Origin of the sequence: Glycomyces niveus (assembly GCF_017592475.1) — a bacterium.
GTDB classification, from domain to species: domain Bacteria; phylum Actinomycetota; class Actinomycetes; order Mycobacteriales; family Micromonosporaceae; genus Glycomyces; species Glycomyces niveus.
The window spans coordinates 77,819-91,076 of the sequence record NZ_JAGFNP010000005.1; the positions used below are offsets into that span (position 1 = coordinate 77,819).

Sequence of the window (13,258 nt, forward strand, 5' to 3'; positions counted from 1 at the left end):
TGCTTCTTGCACGCAAAAGCAGGGACGCCGCCTCAGCGACGCCACCACCAGTTGCGGGCGTGGATTCTCACAGGCCGAATACTACATGCCCAGCCAGTGGGACCGGCGCCGGTGCGCTGCGGTGACGCGTCCATATTCGCTCGGGGCCGCCGGGGGCGCGGCGCTACACTTGCTGACAACAGCGTCGACCCGGCCATCACCGGCGAGCTTCCGGAAGAACCGGCCCCGGCGGGCGGCAGCCGCCGCGACGAGGCCCCAGTAGAACCGGACGGGCGCGGCCCGTCACCGCCGCCGAATCGAGCGGGCGCACCGGCTTCACCAGAAGCGGGGGCGCCAAGCGAGGTGGTACCGCGGGCCGGGCCCTCAAAAGCCGGGACTCGTCCTCGCACACCGAACGTCCGCAAGGTGTGTGTGAGGAGACACCGGTCCTATGGCCTACCCACTCGACGACCCCGCACGGGGCGTACCCGCGAGCCCGAACCTCCCGGAGGTCGAGCGCCGCGTGCTCGACTTCTGGACCAAGGACGACACCTTCGCCGCCTCGATCGACGCCCGCGACGCGGGCGAGAACGGCGCGAACGAGTTCGTCTTCTACGACGGCCCCCCCTTCGCCAACGGCCTGCCCCACTACGGGCACCTCCTCACCGGCTACGTCAAGGACATCGTCCCGCGCTACCAGACGATGCGCGGCAAGCGCGTCGAGCGCCGCTTCGGCTGGGACACCCACGGCATGCCCGCCGAGGTCACCACCGAGAAGGAGCTCGGCCTCAAGTCGAAGGCCGACATCGAGGAGTACGGCGTCGACCGCTTCAACGCGGCCGCGAAGGCCTCGGTCCTCCAGTTCACGGGCGAATGGGTCGACTACGTGACCCGCCAGGCCCGCTGGGTCGACTTCGAGAACGACTACAAGACCCTCGACCTCACCTACATGGAGAGCGTCATGTGGGCCTTCAAGACCCTGTACGACAAGGGCCTCATCTACGAGGGCTACCGGGTGCTCTGGTACTGCTGGCGGTGCGAGACGCCGCTGGCCGCGACCGAGACGAAGATGGACGACACGTACCAGGACCGCCAGGACCCGGCCGTGACCGTCGGCCTCGACGTCACCACCCCCGGCCCGCTCGAGGGCGCGAAGCTCCTGGTGTGGACGACCACGCCGTGGACGCTGCCGTCGAACCTCGCCGCCGCCGTCCACCCCGGCGTCGACTACGTCGTGGTCGAAGCCGAGGGCTCCCGCTACGTGCTCGCCGAGGCCCGCCTCGGCGCGTACGCCCGCGAGCTCGGGGACGAGGCCGACGTCGTGGGCCGCTACAAGGGCGCCGACCTCGTCGGCCTCGAGTACAACCCGCCGTTCGACTTCTTCGCCGGCCGCGAGAACGCCCACCAGGTGCTCACCGCCGACTACGTCACCACCGAGGACGGCACCGGCATCGTCCACATCGCGCCCGCCTTCGGTGAAGAGGACAAGCTCGTCACCGACGCCGCCGGCATCGAACCGGTCGTTCCCGTCGACGACTCCGGCAAGTTCACCGAAGAGGTGCCCCCGTACGCGGGCGTCCACGTCTTCGAGGCGAACAAGCTCATCATCAAGGACCTCAAGGACACCCAGCGGCTCCTGCGCCACGACACGTACAACCACAACTACCCGCACTGCTGGCGCTGCGGCTCGCCGCTGATCCAGCGCGCCCTGTCCGCGTGGTTCGTCGCTGTCACCCGCTTCCGCGACCGCATGGTCGAGCTCAACCGGCAGATCGACTGGACGCCAGGCCACATCCAGGACGGCCAGTTCGGCAAGTGGCTCGCCAACGCCCGCGACTGGAACATCAGCCGCAACCGCTTCTGGGGCTCGCCGATCCCGGTGTGGACCAGCGACAATCCCGCATACCCGCGCGTCGACGTCTACGGCTCGCTCGAAGAGCTCGAGCGCGACTTCGGCGTCGAGGTCACCGACCTGCACCGCCCGGTCATCGACAACCTCACCCGGCCCAACCCGGACGACCCCACGGGCGAGTCCGTGATGCGCCGCGTCCCCGAGGTCCTCGACTGCTGGTTCGAATCCGGCTCCATGCCGTTCGCGCAGGTCCACTACCCGTTCGAGAACGCCGACTGGTTCGAGCACCACTATCCGGGCGACTTCATCGTCGAGTACACCGCCCAGACCCGCGGCTGGTTCTACACGCTGCACGTCCTGGCCACGGCCCTGTTCGACCGGCCCGCGTTCCGCACCGCCGTCGTCCACGGCACGCTCCTGGGCGAGGACGGGCAGAAGATGTCCAAGTCGCTGCAGAACTACCCGGACGTGCGCGAGTCGTTCGAGTCGTACGGGTCCGACGCGGTCCGCTGGTTCCTCATGTCCTCGCCCGTCCTGCGCGGCGGCGACATGCCCGTCACCGAGAACGGCTTCCGCGACGCCGTCCGCCAGATCGTCCTGCCACTGTGGAACGTGTGGTACTTCTACACGCTCTACGCGGGCGCGGCCGGCTACGAGGCGACCCCGGAGCAGGCGCGGGCCACCGCGCTGGCGAGCGAGCACCGGCTCGACAAGTACCTGCTGGCCAAGACGCGGGAACTGGTCGAGTCGATGACCGCGATGATGGACGACTACGACCTCGCGGGCGCGACCGCCGCGTTCCGCTCCTACCTGGAGAGCCTCACCAACTGGTACGTGCGCCGCTCGCGCGACCGGTTCTGGGAGGGCGACGAGGACGGGTTCGCCACGCTCGCAACGGCCTTGAAGACCGCGTGCGAGGTGGCCGCGCCGCTGCTGCCGCTCATCACCGAGGACGTCTGGAAGGGGCTCACCGGCGGCCGTTCGGTGCACCTGGCCGACTGGCCGGACGCCGAGGAGCTGCCCGCCGACCACGCCCTGGTCGAGGCGATGGACGCCGTGCGCGAGATCGCCTCGGTCGGCCTGTTCATGCGCAAGGCCCGCAAGCTCCGCGTGCGCCTGCCGCTCGCGAAGCTCACCGTGGCGACCGGCCACGCCGAGCGGCTCGCGCCGTTCGCCGACCTGCTCAAGGACGAGCTGAACGTCAAGGCCGTCGAATTCGACTCCGACGTGAGCGCCTACTCGAAGTCCGACCTGAAACTGGTCCCTCGTGTCCTCGGCCCGCGCCTGGGCAAGGACGTGCAGCGGGTCATCAAGGCTGTCAAGGCCGGCGAGTGGTCGGTCGAGGACGGCACGGTCACCGCCGGCGGCGTGGTCCTAGAGGACGGCGAGTTCGAGCTGACGATGGTCGCCGTCGACGCCGAGCACACCGAGGCCCTGCCGAACGACGCGGGCGTCATCGTGCTCGACACCGAGGTCACCCCCGAGCTCGCCGCCGAGGGCCTGGCCCGCGACGTTGTGCGCGTCATCCAGCAGGCCCGCAAGGACGCCGGCCTCGACGTCACCGACCGCGTCGCGGTCACGCTCGACGCCGCCGCCGACGTCAAGGCCGCGATCGAAGTCCACCGCGACTTCGTCCAAGCCGAGACCCTGGCCCTCGACCTCGCCTTCGGCGACCTCCCCGACACCGCCACCAGCGGTGAGGCCGGAGAGACCACGGTGAAGGCCGCAGTCATCAAGCAGTAAGCGCCGCAAGTGAACATGGGCTGGCCCGGGCGCCGCAGGCGGCCGGGCCAGCCTGCTTGCCGTGCCGCTGCGGCCGGGCCGGTTGGCCGGCTTTGCCGCAGCTCGCATGTGTGTCGTTGTGGTTGATGCGGGCGCATCGGCTTGTGGCCGATGCGCCCGCGATCGCCTCGCGAGGCGGGCTGCAGGAGCCGAGCGCGGGTGCACCCGCGCTCGGTCTTCGGGGGCGGCTCCCGGGATTCCCTCTTCCATGCCGCCGGTCCTGCTGCCGGCCGGCTACTCGCTCTCCTCCACCACCGGCGAGCAGTCGTTTTTGATATCTACAATCACATGCGTGCCAAGGGTTGCCAAGAGAAGCTTTTGGGGCTGTGGATAACCTCGTCGATATTGAGGTCGCAGCCTTCTTCCATGGGAAGCTCCGACTAATTCGACCTGTCTTGTGAATCCGGAGGTCCTTCGCCGAGGCGGCGAAGCAACTCGCTGTTCTCCTGCAGGATTCGATCGAGAGTCGCTTCAAACTCGAGCGAGCGTTCGTAGTCTCGCCGTAGGAGATCGAGCACAAGGTTCTGCCGGGAGGCGCGCAGACGCGCCGCGTCCCGGGCGAGCCAGCGCGCGAGATCGTCTGATAGTTCGATGAGCGGTTTCGTCATGCTGTCGATGATCGGGTGCCGATTCGCCGCCGGCGATCGAAATGCGTGTTGTCGAGCGCTGTCAGTCTTCGGGCCACCAGGTGTGGTCGGCGGCTATGTAGTGGAAGGCCGTGCGGATCCGCGACTCGTCGATGTTCTGGAGGCGGGCCCAGGCCTTCTTGTAGACCTTGAGCTGGAGGGCCGCGTGGCGGGCGGCCTCGCCCTGCGGGGGACGGCCGGTCTTCCAGTCGACGATGTCATAGCCGCCGTCCTCTCGATGGAAGATCGCGTCGATGCGGCCTCGAACGACGGTGCCCTCGTACTCGACGACGAACGGGACCTCCTGGGCCGCGATGCGGCGGTTCGCCCAGGCCGAGTCGCGGAAGGCGGCTTTGAGGCGGTCGAGGTCGGCGTCGGGGCCGACCGGGTCGGCGGCGCCCGGGAGGTCGGCCGGGTCGAAGAGGGTGCCGCCGCCGAAGAACTCCTCCACCCAGGCGTGGAACTCGGTGCCACGCTGGGTCGCCGGGCGCGGCGGGACCGGCATCGGGCGGCGGCGCTCGGCCGCGAAGGCCGCTTCGTCGGCGCGCATCGCCATCAGCTGGGACGTGGAGAGCCGCTGCGGGCGCGGGATTCTCACCACGCCCGACTCCCGCTCCTCGCGTTCGGCGAGGAGCAGCGCGGCCTCGTCGTGCCAGGCGCTCGCCTGCGGGCCATCCACACCGAGGGAGTCGGGGACCGCCAGCACCAGGTCGGCCGCTTCGGCGAACGCCTCCTGCCGGGAACCCAAGGGCGCCTTGCTCGGCCACTCGACCGTGCGCGCGTCCTCCTCGAGCGGGTTCGTCGGCCCCGGATCGGCCCATACCGTCGCCTCCGCGCCCGCCGCCACCGCCTCGTTCAAGTACGGCGCGGTCTTGCGCGGCTGCCGCCGCTCGGCCTCCCACCAGTACCCGGACGCCAGCAGCGCCTGCCGCGCCCGCGTCAACGCCACATACGCGAGCCGCCGCTCCTCCTCGAGCCGCGCCTCCTCGTCGTCGCGCTTGAACTCCTCAACGGCCCCTTTCACTTCCGAAGGCACCGTCGCCTCGTCGAGGTACAGCACCGGCAGGTTCTCGGCGTCACCGCGCAGCGGATACGGCAGCCGCGCCGCGTCGCTCACCCACGTCTGGTCGCCCTTCACCTTGCCCGGCAGGATGCCCTCGCACAGCCCCGGCACCGCCACCACGTCCCACTCCAGGCCCTTCGCGGCGTGCACCGTCAGCAGCTGCACCACCCCGCCCGCCGGCGAAGCGCCCTCCACCGTCAGGCCCCGCTCCCGCTCCGCCGCCGTCTCCAGGTACGACAGAAACCCCGGGATGCTCGCCCCGCTCGTGTCGTTCTCGTACGCCGCCGCGATGTCCACGAACTCGTCCAGGTTCGACAGGTCGCCGTGGTGCAGCATCACCTCGACGTCGAGCCCCGAATGCGCGATCACATCGCCCACCACGTCGGGCAGGCTCTGCCCCAGCCGCCCGCGGATCCACGCCAGCTCCTCGTGCAGCTGCGCGAACCGCAGGTACCCCAGCGCCGAGAACCGCTCCGCCGGACCGGGATCGGCCAGCGCGTCCGCCAGCGACGCCTCCGCCTCGCGCCCCGCGTCCGGCTCGAACCCCCGCGTGTCGGGGGCGAGTTCGCGGGCGCGCGCCCACAGGCCGGCGATGTCGCGCGGGCCGATGCGCCACCGGTTCCCCGCGAGGAGCCGCATCAGGGACGGCCCGTCGGTCGGGTCGGCGGCGGCCCGGAGCATCGCGACCGCTTCGGCCACTTCGGGATGGAACAGCAGCCCGAGCGATCCGACCACCTCGACCGGCAGCCCGGCGGCGGTCAAGGCCCGGTGCAGGGCGGGGATCTGGCGGCGCTTGCGCACGAGGACGGCCGCCTCGACCGGCTTCGCGGCGTCGCCGTCCTTCGCGCGCCGCTCGTCGTCGATCGCGTCCCGGACGACCTTGAGGTTCGCGGCCAGCCAGTCGGCCTCGTCGGCGACCGTGAGGTGCATCGCGGCCCGCACCAGGCCCCGGCCGTCGACGCCCGCTTCGAGGGGGCGGATGTCGCCCGCGCGCAGCGGCTCGGAGACCTGGTTCGCGACCGCGAGGATCTCGGCCCGGTTGCGCCACGACTTCGTCAGCTCGACGCGTCTCGCGGGTGCCCCTGCGGGCGTGGGGAAGTCGGAGGGGAAGCGCATGAGCGTCCCCGCGGAGGCGCCGCGCCACGAGTAGATCGACTGGTTCGGGTCGCCCACGGCCGTCACCGGGTGCCCGCCGCCGAACAGGTCGCGCAGCAGCGCCACCTGCGAGTACGACGTGTCCTGGTACTCGTCGAGGAGCACCGCCCGCCAGCGCTCGCGCTCGGTCTTGATGATCTCGGGCGCGCCCGCGACGAGCTGCGCCGCGAGCGAGAGCTGGTCGGCGAAGTCCATCACCCCGAGCTCGCGCTTGCGCCGGTCCCAGGACTCGACGAGCGGCAGCAGCTGCTCTCGCTTGAGCCGCAGCGACATCAACGCCCGGAACTGGTCGTTCGACTGCCGGTTCCCCTGCCGCTCAGCCAGGGTCTCGTGGAGCGACCGGTCGAACGCGCGCAGGTCGTCGCCGTCCCGCAGGTGCTCGGCGAGCTGCCCCGCGAGCTGCAGCACCTGCTCGGTGACCTTGTCGACGCCCACGTCGAACTCGCTCATCGGCCCGTCCCACGCGCACACCAGGTCGCGCGCGATCTGCCAGCGGCCCGTGTCCGTGATGACCCGCGTGCCCGGTTCGATGCCGATGCGCAGCCCGTGCTCGGCGACGAGGCTCCCCGCGTACGCGTTGTACGTGGAGACCGTGGGCTCGCCGTGGAGGTCGGCGAGTTCGGGGATCGACTCGGTGAGCCGCCGCAGCTTGTCGCGCACCCGCGCGGCGAGTTCGGCGGCGGCTTTGCGTGTGAACGTGAGGCCGAGGATGTGCTCGGGCCGGGCGACCCGGTTGGCGATGAGCCACACGACCCGGTCGGCCATCGTCGTGGTCTTGCCCGAGCCGGCGCCGGCGACGACGAGCATCGGGTCGCGCCCCGCCTCGATCACCTGCGCCTGTTCCGGTGTGGGCGTGGGGGTCCCGAGCCGGTTGGCCAGGCCCACGGCCGTGTAGCGCTCACTCATCGGTCACCTGCCGTCCCTCGTCGGCGATCGGGCAGCACCGCTTCACCGAGCACGTCTCGCATTTGCTGGTGTTGCGGGCCTCGAACACCGAGCCGGCCATGCGCACGGCCGTGTCCCCGGCGAGTTCCCGCGCCCAGTCCGGGTTCTCGTGCTCTCCGAGCGGCCCCTGCTGGCGGGCGACCGCGCTGGCGCCCTTCGCGTTCGGGTACACCAGCTCGGCCCCGCCCGGCTCCGAGCCCTCCGCGAACGCGCCCTCGGCGATCGCGAGCTGGTAGATGCCCAGCTGCGGGTTCGTCTGCGCGTCCGCTTTGGACACCGTGCTCTTCCCGGTCTTGAGGTCGACCACGTAGAGGCGGCCGTCCCCGTCGCGTTCGAGCCGGTCGATCTGCCCGGACATGACCACTTCGACACCGGGCGGCCCGACTTCGAGCTTGATCCGGAAGGACCGCTCGGCGCCGAGGAGCTCTCTGCGGTTGGCGCTCAGCCATTTCGCGAAGCGCTCGACGGCGCCGGAGACGCGCTGGCGCTGCTGCTCGGCGTGCCAGGGCGCTTCGAACGGGAGCCGGTCGAAGTGCTCGCTCACGACCTGCTCCATGACGGTCTTCGGGTCGGCGGCGGGGTCGACGGTGACGGCTTCGGCGGCGGCGTGGAGGAGGGTGCCGAGGTGGCGGGGGAGGAGGTCGCCGGAGTCGCCGCCGTGCGCCTCGAGGACCCACCGGAGCCCGCACTGCTGGGTCTTCTCTACTTGGGACGGTGAGATGCGGATGGTCTCCCCGGCGAGGGCGAGCGCGCGTTCGTCGGATACGGCGGCGAGGCCCCACCATTTCGCGGGGTCCGCGCCGGGCACGTCGGCGTCGGCGAGGCGGCGCAGGGCTGCGGCCGCGGCGTCGCGTTCGGCGTGGCCGGAGTCGACGACCGCTTCGCGCAGCCGCGCGGTGAGGGAGGCGAGGCTGAGGGGACGGCCGCGGCGGGGCGCGGCGGCGGGTTCGACGCCGAGTTCGGCGCTGAACCGGCTCGGTTGCGCCTCTTCGGAGTCGACGGCGGTGACGAGCAGCCTGACCCGGGCCCGGGTGCAGGCGTTGTAGAAGAGGCGGCGCTCCTCGTCGAGCAGCTGCGCGACCTGGTCCACGTCGGCGCGGCCGTCGAGGACGTCGACGAGCGCTTCGGCGCCGAGGAGCGAGCCGCGCGGACGCAGGTTCGGCCACGAGCCCTCTTGCGCGCCCGCGACGACAACGAACTCCCAGCGGCGCCCGTGCGCGGCGTGCGCGGTCGCGAGGGTCACCGCGTCGCCGAGTTCGGCGCGCGCGGAGAGGAAGTCGCCGGGCAGCTGCTGGTGCAGCACGTGCTCGCAGAACACCTCGACGCCCGCGCCGGGCTGCTTCGACTCGTAGTCGGCGGCCAGGTCGAACAGGGCGATCACGGCGTCGAGTTCGGCGTCGGCGCGCTGCGCCCGCCGGTCGCCGGAGAGCGCCCGGCGCTTGAGCCGCTCGCCCATCCCGGAGGCCTCCCATACCGCCCACAGGGTGCCGCTGAGGCCGGTGCCTTCGCGGGCGGCCGCGAAGAGGGCGCCGAGCCGCCGCGCGGGCTCGGCCCAGTCCTCGTCGGGCAGGGCGGCCGTGCGTTCGGGGTCGCGCAGGGTCTCGACGAGGAGGTCCGCGCCGGGGGAGAAGTTGTCGGCGGCGACGGCGAGGCGCCGCAGCTCCTGGCGCAGCCGCCGCTCCTCGAACGGGTCCGCGCCGCCGAACGCGGAGTGCAGCAGCCCGGCCGCGTTCGTCTCGTCCAGGCGCTCGCGCCCGCGTCCGACGAGCACGAGGTGCAGCAGGTTGCGGACGGTGGGGTGTGCGGGGAGCGGCACGTCGTCGGCGGCCTGGCGGGTCGGGACGCCGGCGTGCTGCATGGCCCGGCGCAGCCGCGGGATCTCCGACGCGGATTTCACGACGACCGCCATGTCGCCGTAGGGGACCCCGTCGAGCAGGTGCGAGCGGCGGGCGACGTCGGCGAGGTACACGGCCTCGCGGGTCGGCGACGGCAGGTAGACCACGTCGACGCGGCCCTGCTCTTCGGAGGCGGTGCCGCGCTTGCGGTCCCGGTCGTGGCCCCGCAGCCGCCGCGAGAGCGTCGTGGTGGCGGCGAGCGGCGCGAGCGCCACGTCGTGCGTGTCGTTGAGCTGCACGGTGGCCGCTTCGCTCCCGTCGCGCGCGGGGAAGCGGAACGGGAAGTCCCGCACCGATTCGGGATCGCCGCCCTGGTAGCCGAAGACGGCCGCGTCAGGGGTGCCGGCAGCGACGAGGTTCGCGCCGTCCCCGGCGAGGAGTTCGAGCAGCCGCAGGTGCGCGGGCGTGGCGTCCTGCAGGTCATCCACGAACACCCAAGCGGGCCTGGGGAACAGGTCGGGGTCGCGGCGCAGTGCGGACGCGGCGGCGCGGACGATCTCGGCGGAGTCGTAGAGGGCGCTCGACATCGATTGGAGCGCGAGGGTGGTCACGTAGCGGTCGTAGAAGCGCGCGGCGGCGGTCCACTCGGGACGGTCGTGCTCGCCGCCGAGCCGGGTCAGCTCGGGCGCGGACAGGCCGCGTTCGCCGCAGCGCAGCACGAGGTCGCGCAGCTGCTGTGCGAACGCGTACGTGCGCACCGCCTCGTCGAAACCGTGCGGCCAGCCGAAGTCCTCGCCTTCGAGCATCGACCGGATGAGCGCGTCCGCTTCGGGGCCGGTGAGCAGCCGCGGCTCGTCCCGGCCCGCGGCCACGGCCGAGCTGCGCAGGAGCGCGAAGGCGAACGCCGCGAACGTGTACACGCCCACTTCGGCGGCCGAGAGCCCTGCGGTGGCCGCGTTCAGGCGGGTGCGCAGGTGCGCGGTGTCCTGGCGGCGCAGCCCGAACACGAGGATCGAGGCCGGGTCGACCCCGGCCTCGACTTTCGCGGCGACGGCGCGCAGCAGCGCCTCCGTCTTCCCGGTGCCCGGCCCGCCGCGCACGAGCAGCGGCCCGGCGGCGTGCTCGACCACCGCCAGCTGGGCAGGGTCCAGGAGAGCTCTCTCGAGAGCGGCCCTGCCTGCTGCGGCCTCGGGCGGGTCGGTGAGCTCGAACCTGAGATCGGACACGTTGCCCATGGAAACACAGCGAACCACAGGGGTACGACAACACCGCCCGGAAGCCGACCGCGCCACGGCGCGGAGCGGCGCCGCCGGCCCCGGAGCGGGACCGGCGGCGCCTGGTTTCCTTTTGAGTTGCAGCCTTGGTGTTGCGGCCCTTGCGGGTCAGTTGAAGCTGAGGTCGCGGCGGCGCGCGCCCGCGTAGCCGAGCGCGGCGAGGGCCAGCGCGGCGGCGGTCACGAGGGCGGCCGAGAGCCAGTCCACGTCCTCGGCCGGGTAGGCCGCGAGGTGGTGGAAGGGCGAGACGGCCTGCGCCCACTCCGGCAGCTCCAGGAGCGTCGCGAAGTAGAGCACGATGAACAGCCACACCCAGGCCAGCCAGCGGAGCCAGCCGAGCCGCGGCAGCCACGCGAACGCGGCGAACGCGAACGCGGTCAGCGCCCACACCGCGGGCAGCTGCAGCAGCGACGCCCACAGGCCGGTCGCGAAGTACGAGCCGTCGCCCAGCGACGACGCGCCGCCCAGGCCCAGGAAGACCCCCGCGACCACGGTCGCGGCCGTCGCAGCCCACAGTGCGGCGGGCAGGTATGAGCCGGGCCAGCCCGAGCGCGGCACCGCGCCCGCGGCGATGAGCTCGCCGCGGCCCTGCGTCTCCTCCTTGCGGGCCCGGCCCACGATGAGCAGGCCGAACAGGCTCGCGAAGAGGCCGTTGAGCGCCACGAACGTCGCCGTGATGTTCTCCTCGATGCTCGACCCGCCGCGTTCGAGCACGGCCCGCTCGGTCTCGGAGAGGCCTTCGAGCATGTCGTCGGCGCCGCCGAGCACCGACCCGTAGGCCGCGCCCAGCAGCAGCATGGTGATGATCCCGGCCCAGAACACGCCCTTGGTGAGCCGGAACGTCAGTGCGGTCGCGCTGTTCAGGCCCGGTTTCGCCTCGGCCCGGCCGAGCCGGGCCGCCATCATGCCCTGCCCGAAGTCGCGGTGGGTGACCAGCGCGAACGCCAGCCAGACGGTGAGGACCGCGACGATTCCGGCGAACGCGAGCGGCCACCAGCGCTGGTCGGGCGTGTAGACGAACGTCTCCTGCGCCCAGCCGACCGGGGAGAGCCAGACCGCCCAGTTCTCCTGGGCGTTGCCGACCCCGGCGGTGAAGGCGGACCAGCCGATGACCGCGAACGCGAGGCCGTTCGCGGTCGAGGCGAAGCTCGCCAGCTGCGCGGTGACGGCGGCGACCCCGGCGAAGAGCACCGCGATCGCGGTGTGCGCGAGTCCGAAGAGGATCGCGCTGCCGTCCTGGCCGCCCGGGAGCGCCGCGACCGCGAGGGCCATGAGCGCGCCGAGCGCGACGGCGGCGAGGCCCGCCAGCAGGAGCGCCGCCGCGAGGTCGGCGCGGCGGCCGATCGGGTTGGCGCGGAACACCTCCGAGCGGGAGGTCTCCTCGTCGGCGCGGGTCAGGCGGGTCACCAGGAGCAGGAACATGACGGCGGTGAGCGTCCCGGTCCACAGGATCATCTGGTGGGCGAACATCGCGCCGGTGCTCGCGCCGTAGGCCTCGATGTAGGTCTCGGGGCCGGTCATGGACCGCATCGCGGGCGTGTTCACCGTGAGGGCGTACGCCTCGCGGCCGGCCGCGTCCGGGTAGAGGCCGGGGAAGGACTGGGCGACCAGCCAGGTGCCGCCGGCGAGCCCCGCGAGCCAGCCGAGCAGGTACAGCCGCGAGCGGCGCAGCTGGAACCGCAGCAGGTTGCCGGTGCCGGCGAGCGTGCCCAGGCCGTCTTCGAGTTCAGCGACCGCGGCGGTCATTTCGACTCCCCGTTCGGGACGCCGGAGGCGGCGAGCTCGTCGCCGTAGAAGCGCAGGAAGATCTCCTCGAGCGACGGCGGCTCGCAGGTGAGGCCAGCGACGCCGGCGACGGCGAGCTGCGCGAGCACGTCGTCGAGCGCCGCGGTGTCGACGCTGCACTCGATGTCGAGGCCGTCGACCTTGAGGTCGTGCACGCCCTCGTGGTCGCCGAGGCCGCGCAGGGGGTTCTTGAGGGTGGCGCGCAGGCGCGAGCGGGAGAAGTGCCGCATCTCGGCGAGGGTGCCGGTCTCGACGATGACGCCCTTGCGGATGATGCTCACCCGGTCGCAGAGGGCTTCGACCTCGCTCATGATGTGGCTCGACAGGAGCACGGTGCGCCCGGCGGCAGAGGCCTCCTTGACGCATTCGTTGAAGACCGCGCCCATGAGCGGGTCGAGGCCCGACGTGGGCTCGTCGAGCAGGAGCAGGTCGACGTCGGCGGCGAACGCGGCGACGAGCGCGACCTTCTGCCGGTTGCCCTTGGAGTAGGAGCGGCCCTTCTTGCGCGGGTCGAGGTCGAAGCGCTCGAGCAGCTCGTCGCGCTTGGCCTTGTCGATGCCGCCGCGCAGGCGGCCGAGGAGGTCGATGGTCTCGCCGCCGGTGAGGCCGGGCCAGAGGGCGACGTCGCCGGGGACGTACGCGAGGCGCTTGTGGAGCGTCGCGGCGTCCTTCCAGGGGTCGGCGCCGAAGAGCTCGGCGCGGCCGTCGTCGGAGCGGAGCATCCCCAAAAGGACGCGGATGGTGGTGGACTTCCCGGCGCCGTTCGGTCCGAGGAAGCCGTGCGTCTCGCCTTGGGCCACTTCGAGGTCGAGACGGTCGAGGGCGGTCACGTGGCCGAAGCGCTTGACCAGTTGCTCAGTGCGGATCACTGCGTTCATGCGCTCAAGCTATCACAGTTTTCATGAATTTGTAAAACTTAAAGCGGCTCCGGCTATCATGTTGGGCACAAGGCCGACGACGGG

General features: G+C 71.9%; 6 protein-coding genes. 1 reads left to right on the plus strand and 5 read right to left on the minus strand.

Annotated features, from left to right (window positions below; all coding sequences use genetic code 11):
- The first annotated feature begins 430 nt into the window (after positions 1-430).
- Positions 431-3,574 carry an isoleucine--tRNA ligase gene (ileS, locus tag J5V16_RS10925; RefSeq protein WP_208496257.1) on the plus strand — a complete coding sequence of 1,048 codons (3,144 nt, stop codon included), beginning with the start codon at positions 431-433 and terminating at the stop codon, positions 3,572-3,574.
- Positions 3,575-3,993: 419 nt separating this feature from the next.
- Here the strand turns inward: ileS and J5V16_RS10930 are convergent, their stop codons facing one another.
- The 5 genes from J5V16_RS10930 to J5V16_RS10950 all read right to left on the minus strand — a co-directional run bounded on the left by J5V16_RS10930 (position 3,994) and on the right by J5V16_RS10950 (position 13,174).
- Positions 3,994-4,221: a hypothetical protein gene (locus J5V16_RS10930; RefSeq protein WP_208496258.1), complete on the minus strand. Its 228-nt coding sequence runs from the start codon at positions 4,219-4,221 to the stop codon at positions 3,994-3,996.
- Between the two features lie 61 nt (positions 4,222-4,282).
- Positions 4,283-7,363, minus strand: a complete 3,081-nt coding sequence (locus J5V16_RS10935) for a UvrD-helicase domain-containing protein (RefSeq protein WP_208496259.1) — start codon at positions 7,361-7,363, stop codon at positions 4,283-4,285.
- Positions 7,356-10,463, minus strand: a complete 3,108-nt coding sequence (locus J5V16_RS10940) for an ATP-dependent helicase (RefSeq protein WP_208496260.1) — start codon at positions 10,461-10,463, stop codon at positions 7,356-7,358. The genes J5V16_RS10935 and J5V16_RS10940 overlap by 8 nt, the downstream gene beginning before the upstream one ends.
- Before the next feature lie 156 nt (positions 10,464-10,619).
- Positions 10,620-12,257: an ABC transporter permease gene (locus J5V16_RS10945; protein ID WP_208496261.1), complete on the minus strand. Its 1,638-nt coding sequence runs from the start codon at positions 12,255-12,257 to the stop codon at positions 10,620-10,622.
- On the minus strand, positions 12,254-13,174 hold the full coding sequence (locus J5V16_RS10950; protein WP_208496262.1) for an ABC transporter ATP-binding protein: 921 nt from the start codon (positions 13,172-13,174) through the stop codon (positions 12,254-12,256). The genes J5V16_RS10945 and J5V16_RS10950 overlap by 4 nt, the downstream gene beginning before the upstream one ends.
- Positions 13,175-13,258 lie beyond the last annotated feature (84 nt).